Origin of the sequence: Micromonospora sp. NPDC005174, assembly GCF_040608495.1 — a bacterium.
Classification (GTDB): domain Bacteria; phylum Actinomycetota; class Actinomycetes; order Mycobacteriales; family Micromonosporaceae; genus Micromonospora.
On sequence record NZ_JBEXIJ010000004.1, the window covers coordinates 345,969 to 367,380 of the forward strand.

At 71.2% G+C, this 21,412-nt stretch carries 20 protein-coding genes and 1 riboswitch; of the genes, 10 read left to right on the forward strand and 10 right to left on the reverse strand.

Features of this window, described 5'->3' with window-relative positions; genetic code table 11:
• Positions 1-50: 50 nt before the first annotated feature.
• The 5 genes from paaE to paaA are packed head-to-tail and all read right to left on the reverse strand — an operon-like array spanning position 51 to position 3,745.
• Positions 51-1,160 (reverse strand): 1,2-phenylacetyl-CoA epoxidase subunit PaaE, encoded by a 1,110-nt coding sequence (gene paaE / locus ABZU91_RS08075; protein WP_355235678.1) that lies wholly within the window; start codon positions 1,158-1,160, stop codon positions 51-53.
• Entirely contained in the window at positions 1,157-1,663 is a 507-nt protein-coding gene (gene paaD, locus ABZU91_RS08080) for a 1,2-phenylacetyl-CoA epoxidase subunit PaaD (protein ID WP_355235680.1), read from the reverse strand. The genes paaE and paaD overlap by 4 nt, the downstream gene beginning before the upstream one ends.
• Positions 1,660-2,385 (reverse strand): 1,2-phenylacetyl-CoA epoxidase subunit PaaC, encoded by a 726-nt coding sequence (paaC, locus tag ABZU91_RS08085; protein ID WP_355235683.1) that lies wholly within the window; start codon positions 2,383-2,385, stop codon positions 1,660-1,662. The genes paaD and paaC overlap by 4 nt, the downstream gene beginning before the upstream one ends.
• Positions 2,382-2,669: a 1,2-phenylacetyl-CoA epoxidase subunit PaaB gene (gene paaB / locus ABZU91_RS08090; protein ID WP_266248073.1), complete on the reverse strand. Its 288-nt coding sequence runs from the start codon at positions 2,667-2,669 to the stop codon at positions 2,382-2,384. Before paaB ends, paaC begins: the two co-directional genes overlap by 4 nt.
• On the reverse strand, positions 2,666-3,745 hold the full coding sequence (paaA, locus tag ABZU91_RS08095) for a 1,2-phenylacetyl-CoA epoxidase subunit PaaA (protein ID WP_355235686.1): 1,080 nt from the start codon (positions 3,743-3,745) through the stop codon (positions 2,666-2,668). The genes paaB and paaA overlap by 4 nt, the downstream gene beginning before the upstream one ends.
• A 372-nt stretch (positions 3,746-4,117) precedes the next feature.
• Here paaA and ABZU91_RS08100 point away from each other — a divergent pair, with 372 nt between their 5' ends.
• The gene (locus ABZU91_RS08100) at positions 4,118-5,152 is read left to right on the forward strand and encodes a hypothetical protein (RefSeq protein ID WP_355235689.1); all 1,035 of its coding nucleotides are present in this window, start codon (positions 4,118-4,120) and stop codon (positions 5,150-5,152) included.
• Positions 5,152-6,108, forward strand: coding sequence for a serine hydrolase (locus ABZU91_RS08105; RefSeq protein ID WP_355235692.1), 957 nt, complete (start codon positions 5,152-5,154; stop codon positions 6,106-6,108). Before ABZU91_RS08100 ends, ABZU91_RS08105 begins: the two co-directional genes overlap by 1 nt.
• An 88-nt stretch (positions 6,109-6,196) precedes the next feature.
• Here the strand turns inward: ABZU91_RS08105 and ABZU91_RS08110 are convergent, their stop codons facing one another.
• A complete protein-coding gene (locus ABZU91_RS08110; RefSeq protein ID WP_355235695.1) occupies positions 6,197-7,048 on the reverse strand; it encodes a menaquinone biosynthesis protein in 852 nt (283 codons plus the stop codon).
• A 147-nt stretch (positions 7,049-7,195) separates the two neighbouring features.
• On the opposite strand from ABZU91_RS08110, the gene ABZU91_RS08115 reads away from it, so the two are divergent.
• The 7 genes from ABZU91_RS08115 to ABZU91_RS08145 all read left to right on the forward strand — a co-directional run bounded on the left by ABZU91_RS08115 (position 7,196) and on the right by ABZU91_RS08145 (position 14,485).
• The gene (locus ABZU91_RS08115) at positions 7,196-8,446 is read left to right on the forward strand and encodes a DUF222 domain-containing protein (protein ID WP_355235698.1); all 1,251 of its coding nucleotides are present in this window, start codon (positions 7,196-7,198) and stop codon (positions 8,444-8,446) included.
• A 201-nt stretch (positions 8,447-8,647) separates the two neighbouring features.
• Positions 8,648-10,864, forward strand: a complete 2,217-nt coding sequence (locus ABZU91_RS08120) for an AAA family ATPase (RefSeq protein WP_355235701.1) — start codon at positions 8,648-8,650, stop codon at positions 10,862-10,864.
• Between the two features lie 134 nt (positions 10,865-10,998).
• Positions 10,999-11,637, forward strand: a complete 639-nt coding sequence (locus ABZU91_RS08125; RefSeq protein ID WP_355235703.1) for a transporter — start codon at positions 10,999-11,001, stop codon at positions 11,635-11,637.
• A complete protein-coding gene (locus tag ABZU91_RS08130; protein WP_355235706.1) occupies positions 11,634-11,960 on the forward strand; it encodes a transcriptional regulator in 327 nt (108 codons plus the stop codon). Before ABZU91_RS08125 ends, ABZU91_RS08130 begins: the two co-directional genes overlap by 4 nt.
• The gene (locus ABZU91_RS08135; protein WP_355235709.1) at positions 11,957-12,880 is read left to right on the forward strand and encodes an ABC transporter ATP-binding protein; all 924 of its coding nucleotides are present in this window, start codon (positions 11,957-11,959) and stop codon (positions 12,878-12,880) included. The genes ABZU91_RS08130 and ABZU91_RS08135 overlap by 4 nt, the downstream gene beginning before the upstream one ends.
• A gap of 11 nt (positions 12,881-12,891) precedes the next feature.
• Positions 12,892-13,629 (forward strand): ABC transporter permease, encoded by a 738-nt coding sequence (locus ABZU91_RS08140; RefSeq protein ID WP_355235712.1) that lies wholly within the window; start codon positions 12,892-12,894, stop codon positions 13,627-13,629.
• Positions 13,630-13,723: 94 nt separating this feature from the next.
• On the forward strand, positions 13,724-14,485 hold the full coding sequence (locus tag ABZU91_RS08145) for a VOC family protein (RefSeq protein ID WP_355235715.1): 762 nt from the start codon (positions 13,724-13,726) through the stop codon (positions 14,483-14,485).
• Positions 14,486-14,610: 125 nt separating this feature from the next.
• On the opposite strand, the gene ABZU91_RS08150 is transcribed toward ABZU91_RS08145, so the two are convergent.
• From ABZU91_RS08150 to ABZU91_RS08165, 4 genes are all read right to left on the reverse strand, one after another.
• Positions 14,611-15,399 carry an ABC transporter ATP-binding protein gene (locus ABZU91_RS08150; protein ID WP_355235718.1) on the reverse strand — a complete coding sequence of 263 codons (789 nt, stop codon included), beginning with the start codon at positions 15,397-15,399 and terminating at the stop codon, positions 14,611-14,613.
• Positions 15,396-16,460, reverse strand: coding sequence for an iron ABC transporter permease (locus ABZU91_RS08155; RefSeq protein WP_355235784.1), 1,065 nt, complete (start codon positions 16,458-16,460; stop codon positions 15,396-15,398). Before ABZU91_RS08155 ends, ABZU91_RS08150 begins: the two co-directional genes overlap by 4 nt.
• Positions 16,461-16,614: 154 nt before the next feature.
• A complete protein-coding gene (locus ABZU91_RS08160; RefSeq protein ID WP_355235721.1) occupies positions 16,615-17,544 on the reverse strand; it encodes an ABC transporter substrate-binding protein in 930 nt (309 codons plus the stop codon).
• A 110-nt stretch (positions 17,545-17,654) separates the two neighbouring features.
• A riboswitch (cobalamin riboswitch) is annotated at positions 17,655-17,719 on the reverse strand.
• An 87-nt stretch (positions 17,720-17,806) separates the two neighbouring features.
• Positions 17,807-19,684, reverse strand: coding sequence for a M14 family metallopeptidase (locus ABZU91_RS08165; RefSeq protein WP_355235724.1), 1,878 nt, complete (start codon positions 19,682-19,684; stop codon positions 17,807-17,809).
• 212 nt (positions 19,685-19,896) lie between these two features.
• Between ABZU91_RS08165 and ABZU91_RS08170 the strand changes: the two genes are divergently transcribed.
• On the forward strand, positions 19,897-21,234 hold the full coding sequence (locus ABZU91_RS08170) for a C39 family peptidase (RefSeq protein ID WP_355235727.1): 1,338 nt from the start codon (positions 19,897-19,899) through the stop codon (positions 21,232-21,234).
• Positions 21,235-21,412: the final 178 nt, after the last annotated feature.

The following is a 21,412-nucleotide window of genomic DNA, read 5'->3' on the forward strand; positions in this document are numbered from 1 at the left end:
GTACCTCGCGGGCAAGGATACGGCCGTGTCACTCCCTCCAGCCTTGACCGTCAGGCGTCGTAGTCGACCGTGAGTTTGTCGGTTGTCGGGCTGGACTGGCAGGTGAGGACGTAACCGGCGGCCAGCTCGTCGGGCTCCAACGCGTAGTTGCGGGCCATCGTGACCGAACCGTCGACGACCTTCGCCTTGCAGGTCGAGCAGACACCGCCCTTGCAGGCGTACGGCAGCTCGCCGCGCACCTTCAGCGCGGCGTCCAGCACCCGCTCCTCGCGGCCCATCGTGAAGCTCGACGACCGGCCGTCCAGCACGATGGTGACGTCCGTGCCAATGCCCGGCTGCTCGCTGGGGCGCGTCACCGGCTCCGGCGGCGCGTCGACGTGGAACAGCTCGGTGTGCACCGCGGATTCCGGCAGACCGCGCGCGGCCAGCACCTCCCGGGCGTCGACCACCATGGCGTACGGGCCGCAGAGGAACCACTCCTCGATGACCTCGCCGGGCACGATGGAGCCCAGCAGGCGCGCGAGCCGTTCGGCGTCGATCCGCCCGGAGAGCAGCGGCGATTCGCCCTGCTCCCGGGACAGCACGTGCACCAGGTGCAGCCGGGAAGGGTAGCGGTCCTTCAGGTCGGCCAACTCCTCGGCGAACATCACCGTGTTCGCCGTGCGGTTGCCGTACACCAGGGTGAAAGTGCTGGCCGGTTCGACGGCCAGGGCCGTCGCGACCAGCCCGAGCACCGGGGTGATGCCGGAGCCGGCGACGACCGCGCCGTAGTGGCGGGCCCGGTCCGGCGCGAACGCCGTGGTGAAGGTGCCCAGCGGCGGCAGCACCTCGACCGTGTCGCCGCCGCGCAGCGCGCCGCAGGCGAAGGCCGAGAAGGCGCCGCCGGGAACCTCCCGCACCCCGATCCGCAGCCGGCCGCGCCGGGCCAGATCATCGGGGGTGGAGCAGATCGAGTACGACCGGCGCACGTCCTCGCCGTCGTCGGTCACCCGCCGCACGGTCAGGTGCTGACCCGCGCGAAACGCGAAGGTGTCCCGCAACTCCTCGGGTACGGCGAAGGTGACCGCCACGGAGTCGTCGGTGAGGCGGTCGACGGCGGCCACCGACAGCGGGTGGAAGGCAGGTCGGCGACGGACCGGCCGGGAGATGGTGACTGTCACAGCGCCTTCAGGTGGTCGAAGGGTTCGGAGCAGGAACGGCAACGCCACAACGCCTTGCACGCGGTCGAGCCGAACCGGCTGACCTGTTCGGTCTCCGGCGAGCCGCAGAGCGGGCAGCGGACCGCGAGGGTCAGCGCGACCACGCCCGGGGCGTTCGCCGGCGCGGGCGGGGCGATCCCGGCTGAGGCGAGCTTGGCCCGACCAGCAGCGGAGATCCAGTCGGTGCTCCACGCCGGGCTGTAGACAGTCCGCACGTCGACGTCCGGATGGCCGGCCGCCGCCAGAGCACGGCGCACGTCGGCCCGGATCACGTCCATTGCGGGGCAGCCGGTGTACGTCGGGGTGATGGTGACGACGACCCGACCGGTGACCGGGTCCTGCTCGACCGCGCGCAGGATCCCCAGCTCGTCGATGGTGATCACCCGGATCTCCGGGTCCACCACGCTCGCCGCCGCCGTCCACGCGTCGGTCCCGGTCCGCTGTGCGATCGCTCCCGTGCTCACCACTGCGCCCCCGGGTGGGCGCGGTGCAGCACCTGCATCTCGGCCAGCAGGTAGGACAGGTGCTCGGTGTGCACGCCGGCCCGCCCGCCCGTGGGCGCCCAGCCGCGCTCGGGGCGGGTGAGCGTCGCCTCGGCCAGCACCGGCCCGACGACCTCGTCGAACGCCGGCCGCAGACCCTCCGGATCCACCGGCGCCGCCGGGTCCGCCGCGAACAGCTCATGGGTGTACGGCCAGACGTGGTCCACGGCCTCCTGCATCCGGCGGTGCGACTCCTCGGTGCCGTCGCCGAGCCGCTTCACCCACAGCGCGCCATGGTCCAGGTGGTACGCCGACTCCTTGCGCGCCTTCGCGCCGATGGCGGCCAGTCGTTCGTCCGAGCAACCGGCGAGCGCGGTGTAGAGCGGCACCTGGTACGCCGCCAGGAAGAACAGCTTCGCCATGGTCACCGCGAAGTCGCCGTTGGGCAGCTCGACCAGGAGCACGTTGCGGAACTCGCGGTCGTCGCGCAGGTACGCGAGCGCGTCCTCGTCCCGACCCGCCGCTTCCAGCTCACCCGCGTACGACAGCAGCAGGCGGGCCGCGCCGAGCTGGTCGAGCGCGATGTTGGCGAGCGCGATGTCCTCTTCCATCTCCGGCGCGCGGGTCGCCCACTCGGCCAGCCGCTGCGCGGCGACGAGCGCGTCGTCGCCCAGGGCGAGAGTGAAGGCGAAGGGCCCGTTCACAGGTGTGCCACCCCGTCCGGCACCTCGTAGAAGGTCGGGTGGCGGTAGACCTTGTCGGCGGCCGGGTCGAAGAAGGCGTCCTTCTCGTCCGGGCTGGACGCGGTGATCGCGCCCGCCGGCACCACCCAGATCGACACGCCCTCCTGGCGGCGCGTGTAGAGGTCGCGGGCGTTGCGCAGCGCAAGCTCGGCGTCCGGAGCGTGCAGGCTGCCGACGTGGGTGTGTGACAGGCCGCGCCGTGCCCGCACGAAGACCTCCCACAGAGGCGAGTGTTCGTTGCTCACGCGGCCACCTTCTCCCTGGTGTCGACCTGCTTGGCGGCGTACGCCGTGGCGGCCTCGCGGACCCATGCGCCGTCGTCGTGGGCGGCCCGACGGTGTGCCATCCGCTCCCGGTTGCATGGTCCGTTGCCCTTGATGACCCGCATCAGCTCGTCGTAGTCCGGCTGGCTGTAGTCGTACGCCTGCCGCTCCTCGTTCCACCGCAGGTCGTCGTCGGGGATGCGCAGCCCGAGGATCTCGGCCTGCCCGACGCACATGTCGACGAAGCGCTGGCGCAGGTCGTCGTTGGAGAAGCGCTTGATCTTCCAGGCCATGGACTGGGCGGAGTGGGTGGAGTCGCCGTCCGGCGGGCCGAACATGGCCAGCGACGGGTACCACCAGCGATCGACCGCATCCTGGGCCATGGCCTTCTGCGCCACTGTGCCGTGCGCGAGGGTGTGCAGGATCTCGTAGCCCTGGCGCTGGTGGAAGGACTCCTCCTTGCAGACCCGGATCATCGCCCGGGCGTACGGCCCGTAGGAGCACCGGCACAGCGGTACCTGGTTGACGATCGCCGCGCCGTCCACCAGCCAGCCGATCGCGCCCACGTCAGCCCAGGTCAAGGTGGGGTAGTTGAAGATCGAGCTGTACTTCTGCCGGCCGTCGAGCAGCAGCTGGACCAGTTCGTCGCGGCTGATGCCGAGGGTCTCGGCAGCGGCGTACAGGTAGAGGCCGTGGCCCGCCTCGTCCTGCACCTTGGCCAACAGGATGGCCTTGCGCTTGAGCGAGGGGGCCCGACTGATCCAGTTGCCCTCGGGCTGCATGCCGATGATCTCGGAGTGGGCGTGCTGGGCGATCTGCCGGATCAGCGTCCGGCGGTACGCCTCGGGCATCCAGTCGCGCGGTTCGATCTTCTGCTCCGCGTCGACGACCTCGGTGAAGTAGGCCGCCAGGTCCTCGTCCGGCGCCGGGCCGCCGCGGCGCTCACGAGCGGCGGCGGCCCGCAGTTCGGCCTCGGCCGCCTCGACCTCACCGAGCAGGCCCGCGCCGGGCGCGTCGTCCGGTACGTCGCCAGGGGCGGAGAAGTCGTTGCCATACATGAGGACAAGTGTTACAGCTTGCGCCCGAATGCACTAGGGGGTGTAACAGGAAACCCGAGTGACGTTCCGTCACTGATCGGCGGGTTACCGCTACCCACCGCAACCGCTACCCCTATGACGTGGCTCACCGAAAAGCTGCCAAACCTCGCAAAAGCTACCTAATGCTGGGGTTTTTTCCCGATTTCGCACGTTGCCTGGTGTCGAACTCTGGCACTCAGCCCGTCCGGACGTAGACTTCTGCCGGTCAGACGATCGGCTGCCCCCACGCCGGCTCCACCAGAGGCCACCGCCCCCGGCCTCGGCGCACGCACCGGTCGCACCGGACAACGAAGCCGGTCCCCCCGGCCCTGACATCTGGAGCTCACCCAACTCATGCGATCTCGCGTGACCATGGTGTTCGCCGTCGTGGCGGTAATGCTCGGTGGCGTCCTACTGGTCCCTGCCGCGTATGCCCGGCTCTCCACCGACAACAGCGGCGGTGGCGCTGGCGGTGGTGGCGCCGTCAATGCCGCCACACCCACCGCCACACCCACACCCGCGCCCACATCCGCAGCCGCACCCGCGCCGGCCCCGCCGCCACCCCCCACGCTGGCCGCAGGCCGCGTGTCGGTGGCCTTCAAGGGCGACTTCTTCTCGTGGTCACTGCTGGACCGGCAGAGCGGCAAGATCTCCGGATCGTCGAACATGGCCTCGACCAGCTCCACCGAATCGATGATCAAGGCGTGGATCGTCTCCGACTACCTGCGCCAGATCGGGGACCGGGAGCCGCCGCCCGCGCTGAAGGAGTCGGCCCGGCTCGCCATCGTCGACAGCAGCGACGGCGCGGCCGACAAGGTCTATGCCGCCGCAGGTGGGTCCTACAAACCGTCGAAGAGCAGCACCCCCGACCCGGTGATCCAGCGGGCGATCAAGATCTGCCGCCTGACCGACACCAAGCGCGGCAACGTCGAGCCCTACACCGGCTACTGGAGCTACACACGGATGTCCCCGCGCGACGCCGCGCGGGTTGGCGACTGCATCGCCGACGGCAAAGCCGCCGGCCCGAAATGGACCAAGTGGGTGCTGGAACAGATGAGTCAGGTCCGCGGCACCACCGCCAAGAAGGATCAGAAGCCCGGCTACGGCGGTGGGCGCTGGGGGATCATCGACGGCCTGCCCCAGTCGATCACCGCTCAGGGCCCGGTCAGCATCAAGAACGGTTGGACGCCGATAGGCAGCGACGGGAACTGGCACGTCAACTGCCTCGCGGTCAACGGCAAGTGGAGTCTCGCGGTGATGCTGCGCTACCCGGTCAAGCAAGGGCTGGACTACGGCGCGCAGGTCTGCGCCAGCGTGGCCAGTCAACTGGTCACCCCGCAACCGGGCGCCGCCCTGAAGGTGCCGCAGCAGCCGGTCGGGAAGCTCTGATGGCCGGCAACCGGCGGGCCGACCGCAACGGTGGGGGCGAGGCCTCGCCACTGCGCCTGATCGCCGTCGCGGTCATCCTCATCGGGCTGGTGCTGGTGTCACTTCGCCTGCTCCCCGGATCGCCGTTCGAATCGGCCGCCGCCGCCAAGTGGGGTGACGCCGAGGCGACGACCGGCGACCGGTCCACCGGCGCGGCCACCGACCGCAGCGCCCGTCAGCCGGCGCCACCCAGCCCCAGCCCTTCGCTGGCGCCGCTCCCGTTCCAGGCCAAGGACCTCGACCTCGACATCGAGGGCTGGTACTCCTGGAGCGTCCTCGACCGCCGGACCGGCAAGATCATCGGTTCGAAGAACATGGGCGAGACCAGCACCACCGCCTCGTTGATCAAGTCCTGGATCGTCGCCGACTACCTGCGGCGCACCGCCGAGGCCGGCCAGACACCGAGCGATGCGAAACTCGCCGACGCGAGCCTCGTCATCCGGGACAGCGACAACACCCGGGCCCAGCAGTTCTACAACTTGGTCGGCCGGGACGCCTCGATCCGGCGCCTGATCTCCACGTGCAAGCTGACCGACAGCAGCGTCGCCCCCGACAAGGGTTGGTCCCGCACCGCGCTCTCCCCGCGCGACACCGCACGGCTGGGCAACTGCATCGCCACCGGCACCGCCGCTGGACCGAAGTGGACCAAGTGGCTCCTCAACGAGATGAAGCTGGTCCGGGGCGCCGGCGACTTCGGTATCCGCAAGGCCTTCCCGGCCGCGCAGCAGAAGCAGATCGCCGTCAAGAACGGGTGGATCGACCGGACCGAGGAGCAGGAGATGCACATCAACTGCCTGGCCATCGGCGACACCTGGACGATGGGCGTGATGGTCAGGTACCCGATCAACCTGGGCTACGACTACGGCATGAAGAACTGCCAGAAGATCACCGAGGCGCTACTGCGCCCCGGCACCTGACACGGCTGCCCTTCGACGTCAGCACGCTGCTCTGTCCTTGCGGGCGGAGCAGCGTGCTTCTCTGCCCTGCGGGCCCGCAGGGACCGGGTCAGCCGGCGAAGAACTCCGGCCCGCCGTCCGGTAGCGCCGGGACCTCGCCGAGCCCGGCGACCCGCCGGGCGAACTCGCGCAACCCGGAGACCTGCCGCTCACCGAGCGAGAAGTCCAGGATCCGGAAGTACGTGGCCAGCGTCGCCGCGTCGAACGCCTCCCAGCGGGCCGCCGCCTCGGCGACCTGATCGAGCTCGGAGAGGCAGAGGTCGCGCGAGCGGAGGAATGCCTCGTGCACCTCCTTGACCAGGCCCGGGTGCGCGGCGGCGAAGTCTCGGCGGACCGCCCAGACGGCGAAGACCATCGGCAGCCCGCTCCATTCCCGCCACGCCTGTCCGAGGTCGGTCACGGTGAGGCCCCGCAACGGCGCCTCGTGGTACGCCCGCAGCGCCACGTCCCCGATCAACACCCCGGCGTCGGCCTCGAGCAACATCTGGGTCAGGTCCGGAGGGCAGCGGAAGTATTCGGGCCGTACGCCGTACCGCTCGGCGAGCAGCAACTGTGCCAGCATCACCCCGGTCCGCGAGGTCGAACCGAGTGCCACCCGAGCCCCGTCCAGCTCGGCGAGCGGTCGGGTGGAGACCATGTTGACCGAGAGCACCGGTCCGTCGCTGCCCACCGCCAGGTCCGGCAGGAGGAGCAGTTCGTCGGTGTGCTTGAGGTACTCCATCAGCGTGATGGGACCGATGTCGAGGTCGCCGGCCACCAGCGCTGCGCTCAGCCGATCCGGCGAGTCCTTGTGCAGGTCCACGTCGAGCAGGCTGCCCGAGCGCATCAGACCCCAGTAGATCGGCAGGCAGTTCAGGAACTGGATGTGCCCGACCCGCGGGCGTGCGACGCGCTCAACCATGACCCGACCGTATCCCCGGCCTCCGGATACGGCCCGGCGGGCCGGCTCGGAGTGGCCAACCCCGCATCCGCCCCACCCGATCGCGGGCGCTCCGCGATCGGATTCTCCGCAACGGAAAGTGTCGTACACCTGTTCTAGTCTCTATCCATGTTGAGGGCGTTGGCGCAGGCGGCCGGAGGCGTCGACGACTGCGCCGACGCCGCCCTGTGGGCCCTTGCCGACGACGAACTGCTCGCGTCGCTGGACGCCGCACACGTCCTGGCGCAACGCCTGGCAACCATTCAGCTCGCCCTCGTGCGCGAGCTCGACGGTCGTGGTCTCGCCGTCGCTCAGGGAGCATCGTCCACCGCGGTCTGGTTGCGGGACCGGCTTCGGCTGTCCGGGCGATCGGCCCGCCAGTTGGTCGAGCTCGCCGCCACCATCGACGCAGCGCCGCCGACGGTCCGCGCCGCTCTGCTCGACGGCAGCCTCACCGTGGAACAGGGGCGGGTGGTAGCCGAGACGATCGGGGCCCTACCCGCCGAAGCCGGTCCGGAGGTGACGGACAAGGCCACCGGTCTGCTGGTCACCTGGGCCGGCCGGTTCGACCCGACCATCCTTCGTCGCCTCGGCGAACGCGTCCTCGCGCACGTCGCGCCCGACCTCGCCGACCAGGCCGAGCTGGCCGCCCTCGACCGGGCCGCCGAGCGGGCCGAGGCTCGCCGACACGTCACGCTCTCCGAACCGAAGGACGGTCAGGTACGCCTCACCGGCAACCTCGACACCGAGACCGCGAGCCTGCTGCGCGAGGCCATCGATCCGCTCTGCGCCCCAACCGGCGAGCACGACGACCGCAGTCCCGGCCAGCGCAGAGCCGACGCACTGGGTGAGATCTGTCGGCTGACACTGCGCACCGGCCACCTGCCCGACAACGGCGGAGACCGCCCACAACTGGTCGTCACCATGTCGCTCGACGCGCTGGTCAACGGTGTGGGCGCGGGCACCCTGGAGACCGGGGCACGTCTCACGCCGGGCGCGGTCCGCCGCCTCGCCTGCGACGCCGCCGTGCTCCCGGCAGTCTTGAACGGCAACAGTCAGATCCTGGACGTCGGACGTCAACGCCGGCTCTTCACCGGTCCGCTGCGGCGCGCGTTGGTGCTACGAGACGGAGGCTGCGCCTTTCCCGGCTGCGACCGGCCACCCCGTTGGTGCGACGGCCACCATGTGCGCCACTGGGCCGACGGCGGCGCGACGACACTGGGCAACGGGGTCCTGCTCTGCGGGCATCATCACCGAGTCCTGCACCAGGACGACTGGATCGTCCGCATCGCGTCGGACGGCCAACCCGAATTCCTACCGCCCGCCTGGCTGGACCCCGCGCGCACCCCACGGCGCAACCTCTATCACCGGCGCTGCTGAGTCACGTTCCGGCGCCACGCCGACACCATCGGGTGGTCGCGTCGGTAATTCGGTGGAAGGGGTGACCGGGAAGGCGTAGTGTTGCAGCCCGCTTGACGGCCGAGGTGAGCTGCACCGGAACGGACGTCGTCGCGCCGGGCGGTCGGCCATCCGCCCCCGGAAACGCGAGCGAGCAGCAGATGTGAACGATGGGACGTCAGCATGCCCGCACCTGATCTTGACACCGACCTCGCCGCCGAACGCGCTCATCTGGTCACCTCGCGCACGGCCCTGCGCCGCATGCGGGAGCGGGCCGAAGCCCTCTTCTCCACCGGTGACCAGGTCGCCGGCGACCCCTACGCGGCGGAGATGCTCGGCCGTACCCTGGCCCGCCGGGTCGCCGAGCTGGCCGACGATCCCACCACTCCGCTGTTCTTCGGCCGCCTCGAATTCGGCGCCACCCCGCGCGACCAGGAACCGACCGGCCCGCACACAGCCGGCGCGACCACCGCCAGCGCACACACAGCCGGCGCGACCACCGCCAGCGCACACACAGCCGGCGCGACCACCGCCAGCGCGCACCCAGCCGGCGCGACCACCGCCGACAACCCCAGCAGCAGTGATCATGACGGCCGGCGGTATCACGTCGGGCGGCGGCACGTCACCGACGAGCTTGGCGAGCCGCTGGTGCTGGACTGGCGGGCACCGGTCTCCCGCTCGTTCTACCGGGCCAGTGCTCGCGACCCGCAGGGGGTCGCGGTGCGGCGGCGGTTCGGGTTCAGCAACGGGGTGTTGACCAGTTTCGAGGATGAGCGGCTGGACCGGGGCGAGGAACTGGGCACGGCCAGTCGGATCCTGACGGCCGAGATCGAGCGACCGCGCGTCGGGCCGATGCGCGACATCGTCGCCACCATCCAGCCGGAGCAGGACGAGCTGGTCCGGGCCGACCTGGCGGACTCGATCTGCGTGCAGGGGGCGCCGGGCACCGGTAAGACGGCGGTCGGCCTGCACCGGGCCGCGTACCTGCTCTACCTGCACCGGGAGCGGTTACGGCGGGCGGGCGTGCTGATCGTGGGGCCGAACCGGGCGTTCCTGTCGTACATCGCGGCGGTGCTGCCGGCCCTCGGCGAGGTCGAGGTCGAGCAGGCCACCGTGGAGGAGCTGATCTCGCGGGTGCCGGTCCGGGCGGTGGAGTCGCCGGCCGCTGCCGCGCTGAAGCACGACGCGCGGATGGCGACCGTGCTGCGCAGGGCGGTGCAGGCCCACATCGGTACGCCGACCGACTCGATCACCGTCTCCGACGGCTCGTTCCGATGGCGGATCGGGTTGGAGCCGCTGCACCGGATCGTCGAGGAGACCCGACGTGAGGGGCTGTCGTACGGCACCGGCCGGGAGCGGGTCAGGGCACGGGTGGTGAGTCTGCTGCAACGGCAGGCCGAGGCACGGCGGGCCGAGTCGCCCGGCGACGCGTGGCTGCGCCGGATGGGCCGGTGCCGGCCGGTGGTGGACTTCCTGGACGCGGTGTGGCCTGCGCTCACCCCGGAGGGGCTGGTGCACGGACTGCTCTCCGACCCGCCCCGGCTGGCCGCCGCAGCGGACGGGCTGCTCAGCGATGCCGAGCAGGAGCTGCTGGTCTGGGCGAAGCCGGCCCGTACGCCGAAGGCCACCCGTTGGACCGCCGCCGACGCCGTGCTCGTCGACGAGGCGGCCGGGCTGTTGGAGCGGCCCTCCGGGTTCGGGCACGTCGTGGTGGACGAGGCGCAGGACCTGTCCCCCATGCAGTGTCGGGCCATCGCCCGCCGCAGTGAGCACGGCTCGGTCACGCTGCTCGGTGACCTCGCGCAGGGCACCGCGCCGTGGGCGGCGACCGACTGGCGGGAGTCCCTGAGGCACCTGGGCAAGCCGGATGCCGTGGTGGTTCCGCTGACCGTCGGTTTCCGGGTGCCCGCCGCGGTCGTCGCGTTCGCCAACCTGCTGCTGCCGGCGCTCGCGGTGGACGTACCCCCGGCAGAGTCGCTGCGGCACGACGGCGGTCTGGATGTGCGTACCGTGGCCGATCTGACCGCGGCGACGGTGGCCGAGGTGCGCGCCGCGCTCGCACACGACGGCTCGGTCGGTGTGATCGCCGCGGACGACGCGGTCGACGGGCTGCGCGCGGCGCTGGCCGCCGACGGCGTCACCACCGCGACCGCCGACGACGTCACGGCCGCCCAGCGGGTCACGGTGGTGCCCGCGACGCTGGTCAAGGGCCTGGAGTACGACCACGTGGTGGTGGTCGAGCCGGCCGCGATAGTCGCGGCCGAGCCGCGTGGGCTGCACCGGCTGTACGTGGTGCTCACCCGCGCGGTGTCCCGGTTGTCGGTGCTGCACACCGAACCGCTGCCCGCGCCGCTGCCCACCGCGCCACAGGCCACACCGCTGGCGCCGGTACCGCTGTAGGTCGCTGTCGCACCTGCCCGGGCGTCGGACACGCAGCCCGGCACTGTCGACCGGCCAGCGCCGGGCGTCTCTGTCGGTAACGGGGCAGTCGCACGGGACACACGGCCTCGACTTTGCGCCGTAAAGTACTTTGCATGGGGCCCGACGACGACCTTCCACCCTCCGACGCCGCCACCGCACTCCGACTGATCGACGACCAGCGCGCAGAGACCGTTCGCCGGCTACAGCCCGACGCCCGGCTGCTCTACTGGCCGTGGGGCGTGGCCTGGTTGGTCGGCTTCGGGCTGTTCTTCCTGCGTTTCTCGCCGGGTGGTCGGGTGCTTGTCGCCCTGCCCGACTGGCTGCCCCTGACCGCGCTCTTCGCCCTGCTGATCACCGCCGGGGCGATCCAGGCGGTGGCCAGCGCGCGGGCGTACGGGCAGGTGACCGGCGACTCGGCGGTGCGCGGCCGCTGGTACGGGTGCGCCTGGGCGCTGGGCCAGGTGAGCGTGTACGCGGCGCTCGGCCGGGTGTCCGAGCACCTGCCGCACGACCTGGCGGGTCTGCTCTGGTCGGCCGCGGCGGTCGGGTTGACCGGCGCGCTGCACATGGCCGGCGGCGCGATCTGGCTCGACCGGGATCTCTTCCGGCTGGGCGTCTGGATCAGCGTGATCAACGTGGTCGGCGCGATCGCCGGGCCCGGTTGGCACGCACTGGTCATCTCGGTGGCCGGTGGCGTCGGAATCCTGGTCGCCGGGACGATCGCCCGACTGCGCCAGCGAGGGCGTCCATGACAGAACTCGACCCGGTCATCCACGCCCAGGCACGGCTGCGGGTGGTCGCCGCGCTCTCCGCGCTCGGCGACGGCGACCGGATCGCCTTTCCACGACTTCAGGAACTGCTCGCGATGACCGCCGGCAACCTCTCGGTCCACCTTCGCAAGCTGGAGGACGCCGGGTACGTCGAGATCAGCAAAACCCACCGCGGACGCACCCCGGTCACGCTCATCCGGCTCAGTCGGCGGGGTCGGCTGGCGTTCGAGGAGTACACCGAAGCGATCCGCACCCTGCTCGATCCCTCTCAGCTCGACTCCACAGTGTCGAAGGAGCAGTCATGACCCTCGCCCGCGCCGACCAGGTCAGCCGCCGGTACGGCGACGTCCTCGCTCTCGACCGCGTCGACCTGGAGGTCCGGGCCGGCGAACTGGTCGGCCTGCTCGGCCCGAACGGCGCCGGCAAGAGCACCCTGATGAACCTGCTGGTGGGCCTGCGCAGGCCGACCTCAGGCCGGGTGGAGTTGAACGGCCGCGACCCGCGCGACCCGGAGGCTCGGCGGCAGATCGGCGTCACCCCGCAGGAGACCGGCCTCCCGGGCACGCTCCGGGTCGGCGAGGTCGTCGACTTCGTCTCCGCGCACTATCCCGACCCGGTGCCCCGGGGCGAGCTGCTCGACCGTTTCGGTCTGGGCGACCTCGCCCGGCGGCAGACCGGCGGGCTCTCCGGCGGCCAGCGTCGCCGGCTTGCCGTGGCGCTGGCCTTCGTCGGCCGGCCCCGGCTCGTCCTGCTCGACGAGCCGACCACAGGCCTCGACGTCACGGCCCGGCACACCCTGTGGGACGCGATCCGCGCGTTCCACGACGACGGCGGCACCGTCCTGTTGAGCAGCCACTACCTGGAGGAGGTGGAGGCGCTCGCCCGCCGCGTGGTGGTGATCGGGCAGGGCCGGGTGCTCGCCGACGACACCGTGGACGCCGTACGCGGCATCGTCGGCGTACGACGGGTCAGCCTGGTCACCGACGAGCTGCCCGACCTGCCCGGAGTCGTCCGCAGCGAACGGGTCGACGGACGTCTGCACCTGCTCACCACCGACGCCGACGAGCTGGTCCGCGCGCTGGTCCGCTCCCAGGTCGCCTTCACCGACCTGGAGGTCCGGCCCACCTCGCTGGAGGAGGCGTTCCTCGCCCTCACCAGCGGGACCGACACACCGACTCAGGCCCCACCCGCTGCCGCCGCCAGCGGCCAACCCACCGCCGTCTGAGGAGGCGCACCGTGCAGCTCGCCCTGGTCCACGCCCGCTACCAGCTTCTGGAGATCATCCGGATTCCGGTGGCCGTCTTCGGCAGCGCCTTCTTCCCCGCCGCCGCCATGATCTTCTTCGTGGTGCCGTTCACCGGCGACGATCCGGTCGGCGCCACCTTCGCCACCGCGTCGATGATCACCTTCTCGGTGATGAGCGCCAACATCTTCCAGTACGGCGTCGGCGTCGCCGAGGACCGCGACCAGCCGTGGAATCCGTACACCCGGACCCTGCCGGCCGGGCCAGCGCCCCGGTTCGCTGGCCGGGTGCTGGCCGGTCTCGCGTTGACGTACCTGTCGTTGATCCCGGTCGTGGTGATCGGCGCGACACTGACCCCGGCCCGGGTCACCCCGATGGCGTTCCTGCTGACCGCCGTCATCGTGGCCGTCATCTCGGTGCCGTTCACGCTGATGGGCCTCGCCATCGGCTACTCGCTGCCCAGCAAGGCGGCGATCGTGGTGGCGCAGGTCGTCTTCCTGCCGCTCGCGTTCGGCGGCGGGCTGCTCTCCGCCCCGGGGGACGCGCCCGGGTTCATCGAGACGATCGCGCCGTTCCTGCCCACCCGGGGCGCTGCCGAACTGATGTGGTGGGCGGTCGGCGGCTACCGGGTCGAACCGCTGGCGCTGATCATGCTCGGCGTCTGGGTGGTGCTCCTCGCCTCGCTCGCCGCCTGGGCGTACCGGCGGGACGAAGGTCGCCGGTTCAGCTGACGATTCGTCCGTTTCCGCCCCGTGCCACAGCGGGACGGTGCCAGGATTCCCGCAGGGGGCCCGCCCGTGGCCGCCGGCCGAGAGGGGTCTTGACGTGAGCACCGTCCCGCCGGGCACGCCGTGCTGGGCCGACCTGGCCACCCCGGACCTGACCGACGCGCGGCGCTTCTATCCCGAACTGTTCGGCTGGACCGGACGGGTGACCCCGGAGCCCGAGGCGGGCGGCTACACCGTCTTCCTGCTGGACGGCCGCCCGGTGGCCGGTGTGGGTCCGCCCGCCATCGAGGACCAGGTGCCGATCTGGTCCACGTACATCGCCACCGACGACGCCGCACTGGTCGCCGGCCGGGTCGAACGGGCCGGCGGGCAGGTCGTCGTACCGCCGTTCGAGGTGTTCGACAGGGGCTGGATGGCCGTGTTCGCCGACCCGGCGGGCGCCACGTTCAGCGTCTGGCAGCCGCTGGCGATGCCCGGCGCCGAGGTGTTCGCCGTGCCCGGCGCGATGAGTTGGAACGAGCTGGTCACCCCCGACCCGGAGGGCGCGAAGGTCTTCTACGAGCTGGTGTTCGGCTGGCAGCCGGACGAGCAGCCGGTGGGCGGCATGACGTACACCGGGTGGCGGCTCGGCGAGCGGATCGTCGCCGGGATGATGCCGCCGCTGGGCGACGGCTACCCGGCCGACCTGCCGGCGTACTGGACGGTGTACTTCGCGGTGACCGACGCGGACGCCGCCGCGGCCCGCGCCTCCGAACTGGGCGGGACCATCCTGGTGCCGCCCCGGGACATCCCGACCGGCCGGTTCGCCGCCCTCCGCGACCCCCAGGGCGCGCTCTTCTCCGTCATCGACCTGGGCTGACCCGCTCGGCGAGCCCGCCACACCCCGAGATCGCGCCGATCTTGCACTTTCGGTTGTCGACCTGAGCGTTAATGCCCCTTGTGTCACGACAAAAAGTGCAAGATCGCGGGGGGAGGGAGGGCGGGTTAGGGGCGCGGGCGGACGGGGACCACCAGGGGGCCGTTGGTGCCGGGGACGACCCGGACGCTGGCCCGGTAGTGGGTGGCGAGGAGGTGTTCGGTCAGCACCTCGTGCGGCGTCCCGGTCGCCACCACCCGCCCGTCGGCGAGCATGACCAACCGGTCGGCGTACTCGCCGGCGAGAGAGAGGTCGTGCATGGTGGCGAGCACCGTCAGGCCGTGTGCGCGGCGTAACTGATCGACCAGCTCCAGGACGTCCTGCTGATGGCCGATGTCCAGCGCGCTGGTCGGCTCGTCGAGCAGCAGCAGTGTCGCGCCCTGGGCGAGCGCGCGGGCGAGGAAGACCCGCTGTCGCTCGCCCCCGGAGAGGGTGGCCAGCTCACGGCGGTGGAAACCGGTGAGGTCCAAGCGGTCCAGCACGTCGTGGACGGCGTCCACGTCGGCGACCGACTCACGACCGAGCGGGGGGATGTACGGGGTGCGGCCGAGCAGCACGTAGTCCAGGACCGACATGCCGGGCGGTACGACCGGGGACTGCGTCACCGTCGCCACCACCCGGGCGCGTTCGCGGCGACGCAGCGCGGCGCTCGGCGTACCGAACAGGGAGATGGCGTCCGGCGCGGGCAGCAGGCCGCCGACGGCGCGCAACAGGGTCGATTTGCCGGCACCGTTCGGGCCGATGATGGTGACCCACTCGCCGACGGCGACGGTGAGGTCGACGCCGGTGAGGATCGGCGTGCCGTCGAGGCTGACGTGCAGCTCGCGGACCTCGACGGCCGGTGCCTCCGGAGTCACGTGAGCACCCGGCGGGCGGTCCGCAGCACGAGGACGAAGAACGGGCCGCCGAGCAGGGCGGTGACCACGCCGATGGGCACCTCGGCCGGGGCGACGGCGGTACGGGCGACCACGTCGGTCAGGGCCAGGAACGCGCCCCCGAACAGCAGCGACAGTGGCAGGATCACCCGGTAGCTCGATCCGGCGAGCAGCCGGACGGTGTGCGGCACGATGATGCCGACGAAGCCGATGAGACCGGTCGCCGAGACCGCTGCGGCGGTACCCAGCGACGCGGCGGCGATCAGCAGGTAGCGAGAGCGCTGCGGGTGCAACCCGAGGCTCCTCGCCTCGTCGTCGCCGACCGCGAGGACGTCCAGCTCACGGCGGTGCAGCAGGACGACCACGGTGGTCAGGGTGGCGTACGGCAGCACCAGCAGCACGTCGTGCCAGCCGGCCGTGGCGAGCCGGCCGAGCAGCCAGGAGTAGACCGGCTGGATGCTGTCCGAGTGCCGTTGCAGCAGGTAGGTCTGGCCGGCGGAGAGGAACGCGGAGACCGCCACCCCGGCCAGGATCAGCATCGCCGGTGACCGGACCCGTCCGCCGGCCGCCCCGAGCAGGTAGGTCATCGTCACGGCGAGCAGCGAGCCGACGAACGCGGCAAGCGGAATGGTCAACGGCAGCCCGGAGATCGCGCCCTGCCGACCGACGCCGCCGAGGGCGATCACCGCGGTGACCGCGAGGCCCGCGCCGGCGGCGACGCCGAGCAGGTACGGGTCGGCCAGCGGATTGCGGAAGACGCCCTGGTAGCAGCCACCGGCGAGAGCGAGCAGACCGCCGACGAGCAGACCCAGCACGACCCGGGGGAGCCGCAGTTCGATGACGATGGCGATTTCCCGCTCGTTCAGTCCACTGTCGAGGTGCACCCCGGGGATCAGGTTGAGCAGTTCGGCGGCGACGCTGCCCGGTGGCAGACTGACCGGCCCGAGCGACACCCCGGCGACGAGCGCGATGAGCACCGCGAGGACACCGGCGACCAACCAGCGTTTACGCAGCCCGGCTGGCCGGGACGCCGCCGGGGGCAGCTCACCGGGCCGGCGCGCGGCGGGGGCCGGGCCACCCGGCCGGCGCGCGGCCGAGGGCGGCCCGGCCGGCCGGGACGAGGATCGCGTCCCGGCCGGCGGGATGTCGGGTGTCGGGGTGGCCACCGGCGGCGTCCCGGTCACCGACGGAGGTCGGTCACGCGGGCACCTTGGCGACCGCGTCGATGATCACCCGGAGCAGGTCCACGACGCGCGGGCCCCAGCGGGAGGCGATGTCGTCGTCCAGCGCGACGACCTGGTTGTTCTTCACGGCGGTGAGCCCGGCCCAGCCGCTGCGGGCCTTGACCGAGTCGGCGTTCTGCTGGCAGCACTTGGAGTCGGCGAGGAAGACGAAGTCCGGGTCGGCCTTGACGATGACCTCCTGCGACAGCTGCGGGTAGCCGCCGTTCTTGCCGTCGACGTCCGCCGGGTCGGCGATGTTGGTCAGGCCGACGAGGCTGTAGATCGAGCCGATGAAGGTCTTGCTCGTCGCGCTGTACAGCTCCGGGCCCAGCTCGTGGTAGTAGGTGAGCTTCTCGGTGCGCTGCGGCAGGTCCTTGACCAGCTTGGCGATGTCGTCCTTCATCCGCTTGGCGACGTCGGCGGCCTGGTCGGCGTGCCCGGTCAGGGTGCCCAGGTCGGTGATCTGCCGGTACGAGTCGTCGAGGGTGGTCGCCGCCGGCGTCAGGTACACCGGGATCTTCAGCTTGCCGAGCTGGTCGACGATCTTGTTGGTGTCGTTGGAGAGCACCACCAGGTCGGGGTTCTTGCCGGCGATCGCCTCGGCGTTCGGCTGGAAGCCGGACAGGTCGGTCTTGGGCGCGTCGGCCGGATAGTTGGACTGGTCGTCGACGGCACTCACCTGCGGGCCCGCGCCGATCGCGAAGAGCATCTCGGTGGCGGTGGGCGACAGCGACACGATCTTCTCGGGACGTTTGTCCAGGGTCAGCGCGCCGACCGTCACCGGGTAGCTGGCGGCCGCGGTGCCGGCGGCCGGCTTGTCGTCGGTCTTCTCGGCGCAGGCGCCGAGGGCGAGCGCGGCGACCGCGAGGGTCGCGGCGAACAGCCGAGGGGTACGTCTGAACATGGGGCCTCCTGTCGGTCGAGGAGTGTGGTGCTTCGCCGACAGGACTTCCGTACGCCCGCCCACGAGGCGCCCTTCCTCGAGAGCGCGTGTCGCGACCCCGCCGCAGGCGACCTGGCTCGTCCCCACCGTCGGGCGGGGCATCACAGTTGCGGGACAGCGCCGGTTTCACACCGGCTTCGCTGCGGAGTGGTCGGTAAGACGGTAGCGCAGGCTCAGGAGCGGGTGGTGGGGCCCCGCAGGGGCGGTACGGGGCCCCACCCGCTCAGGAGGCCGTGATGGTGACGTTGTCCACAGCCGCTTCCACCAGACTCGCGCCGGAGGCGTCCGCCGCCTCGACCAGGATGCGCACGGACTGCCCGGCGTACGGGGTGAGGTTGAGGCTCGCCACCGTCCAGCTCCCGTTGCGGTTGGTGGCCGCACCGGCCTGGGTGAGCAGCGCCGTGGTGCCGCCGTTGTGCACCACGCTCACCCGCAGGTAGTCGGCCGACGAGGCGTTCGAGCCGTGCGCCAGGTACCAGGCCAGCGAGAGGGTCAGCGTGCCGGACGACGGTAGGGTCACCGCCGGCGACCGGGCGCTGGTCACGCCGCCGTCGACGTCGTAGTCACCGGCCGCCGACCCGGCGAGCCGGCCGGTGACCAGATCGTTGGAGCCGGCGTACGGGGTGAGCTGCTTCGCTCCGGAGGAGGTGGTCGCCTGGGCGGCACCCACCTCGAACGCCCCGAGCGTCGCGGTGTCGGTGCCGGACGGGTTGGTCGTCCAGCCGGTGGCGGTCTCGAAGGTGTCCGACCAGACCGTGGTGCCGCCACCACCGCCGCAGTACTGCGACTGCTTGCCGATGGCCCGGTACGGGCAGTCCGCGTACTCGCTGAGCAGGAGAACGGCCTCGCGGTTACGAGTGGTCTGTGCGGTGATCACCTCGTCGGGCGGGTAGAAGCCGCCGCCGCCGGACGAGCCGGGGTACATCTCGAAGGTGTACGCCCAGATGTTGTGGGTGGCCCACATCCAGTCGAGGCTGTCCCCGTCGGTGATGTACAGGTCGCTGGACTGCTCCGGGGTGTAGTTGTTGGTGGCCGCCATCTGCTGGCCGATGGTGGCGAAGGTGTTGTACTGGTCGGCGCTCATCCCGGTGGCGGTGTTCGCGGTGGTGTAGCCGTACGGCCAGAGCACCAGCTCCGAGTAGGTGTGGAAGTCGATGTTGGCTTTGATCTGCTGGGTGCCGCCGACGACACGGCTGTTGACGAAGTTGCGCAGCGCCTGTGTCTCGGGCGCCGAGAAGGCGGACGGGCCACGGTAGGTCTCCGACGACGTCGACCCGGAGGAGCCGCCGCAGCAGCCCCAGTTGTAGCCCCAGTTGCGGTTCAGGTCGGTGCCGACGTTTGACGAGCCGCTGTTGGGCTGGCGGTTCTTACGCCAGGACCGGTACGACCCGGTGGCGATGTCGTACTCGCTGCCGTCCGGGTTGACGGTCGGCACGATCCAGATCTCCCGGCTGTTGACGATGCTGGTGATCCGGGAGTCGCTGCCGTAGCTGTCGGTGAACAGGTTGAGCAGGTAGATCGCCATCTCGACGGTCAGGTGCTCACGGGCGTGCTGTTGGGAGTTGAACAGGATCTCCGGCTCGCTCTCGTCGGTGCCGACGTTGTCCGAGATCTTCACGGCCATCAGGTCGCGGCCCTCGTACGACGAACCGATGCTGATCTTGCGGGCGATCGCCGGGTGGTCGGCGACCACCTGGTTCACGACGGCGGTCAGTTCCGCGTAGTCGTGGTAGTTGGAGTCGGCGGGCGGGAACGCCAGCGTGCCCACCTCGCCGGCACCACGCTCGGCGTTGGGCGGTGGGGCGAGCGGCTCCAGCCGGAAGCCGAGCTTGCCGATGGCGGCAGCCTCACCGGCGGTGGCCGAGACGTGCAGCACCCCGTGCTCGGAGTAGTCGATGGCGGCCCCGGTGCGGGCCACCGCGTTGCGGTCGGCGAGGGTTCGGGGCCCGAGCACCCGGTAGCCGGCGGCGGCCGACTCGGCGGTCCGGTCCGGCGCCGGCTGGGCGGCGACCGGTCCGGCGGCGACGGTGACGATTCCCAGTCCGGTGACGACGGCGAGCACCAGGACGCGGCGGAGAGAGTGAGGTGGGCGGAGGGCCATGGACTACCTCCTCAGAGGGCGGAAGATCCCGCTCGGTGATGCACACTTCACCATCAGTCACATGGTCATCTCAATATTGATCGCCGTGAAATCCATCCCAGGTTGACCATCGCGGCGGCAATGATTTTCTACCGCTGAACATCTGGCGAAACTTCCTTGCAAGCGGAAAACTGACCAGCGACGATGCCCCCACTCGACACCGCGGAGCACCCATGGCCCCCTCCCGCCTGCACGCGGCCGCCCTCGCCGGCGTCAGCGCGCTCACCCTGTTCGCCACCACGGCCCCCGCCGCGGCGGCCCGGCCGGCCTCCCCCGCCCACGACGAGCAGATCACCTTCCAGGACTGGTCCGGACCCGCCGACTGGCACCACGGCAGCCAGGCCGGCACCCGCGTCGCGCCCGGCCCGCACGCCGGCGTCACCCTGGGCCGACCGGCCGGCACCACCGAGTACGCCGACCCGCACACCGGCGCCACCCGCACCTGGGAGTACGGCACCTGGACCTCACCCGTGACCCGGATCGGGTTCGACGCCACCGAGCTGATCGCCTCCTGGAACGCCCAGACCCCCGCCGGCACCTGGATCCAGGTCGAGATGCAGGGCGGCTACACCAACGGCGACCAGACCCCCTGGTACGTCCTGGGCCGCTGGGCCTCCGGCGACACCGACATCAAGCGGACCAGCGTCGACGGGCAGGGCGACCCCTGGTCGACGATCTGGACCGACACCTTCAGCATCGACGACGCCGACGCCGGGGTGCTGCTGCGGTCGTACCAGTTGCGGCTGACCCTCTACCGGGCACCCGGGCAGACCGCCGCCCCGGTGGTGCGGATGCTCGGCGCGATGAGCTCCACCGTGCCGGACCGGTTCACCGTCCCACCGAGCGCCGGGCACATCGCCTGGGGCGTCGAGCTGCCGGTGCCCCGCTACTCGCAGAACGTCCACAAGGGGCACTATCCCGAGTACGACGGCGGTGGTGAGGCCTGGTGTTCGCCCACCTCCACCGAGATGGTCGTCGAGTACTGGGGGCGCAAGCCGTCCGCAGTCGACACCTCCTGGGTGGACCCGACCTACCCCGACCCGACCGTCAACCACGCCGCCCGGATGACCTTCGACTACGCGTACGACGGCGCGGGCAACTGGCCGTTCAACACCGCGTACGCGGCGAGCTTCCCGGGCCTGGAGGGGCGGGTCACCCGGCTGCACTCACTGGACGAACTGGAACGCTTCATCGCCGCCGGCATTCCCGTGGTGACCAGCCAGTCCTTCCTGGCCAGCGAGCTGGACGGAGCGAACTACGGCACCTCCGGGCACCTGTTCGTGGTGGTCGGCTTCACCGCCGACGGCGACGTGATCGTCAACGACCCGGCCTCGTCCAGCAACGACGTCGTCCGCAACGTCTACAAGCGCACCCAGTTCGAGCAGATCTGGCTGCGCACCAAGCGCACCAACGCCAGCGGCGGAATCTCCGGCGGCTCCGGCGGCGTCGCCTACCTCATCAAGCCCGAGTCGAAGCCCTGGCCCAAGGTCCCCGGCTCCACCAACTGGTGACAAACCCCGCTGACCGCCGCGGACCGCCGCTGATCCCTGTCGACCGCCGCTGACCGCGTTGATCATGAAGTTATTGCCCGACCGCTCGGCGTGTCGAGGCAATAACTTCATGATCAGCGCTCGGTTCTCAGGGGGAGGGGGAGGGGGGCGGAACGGAATATAAAACGTCTTAACTCCA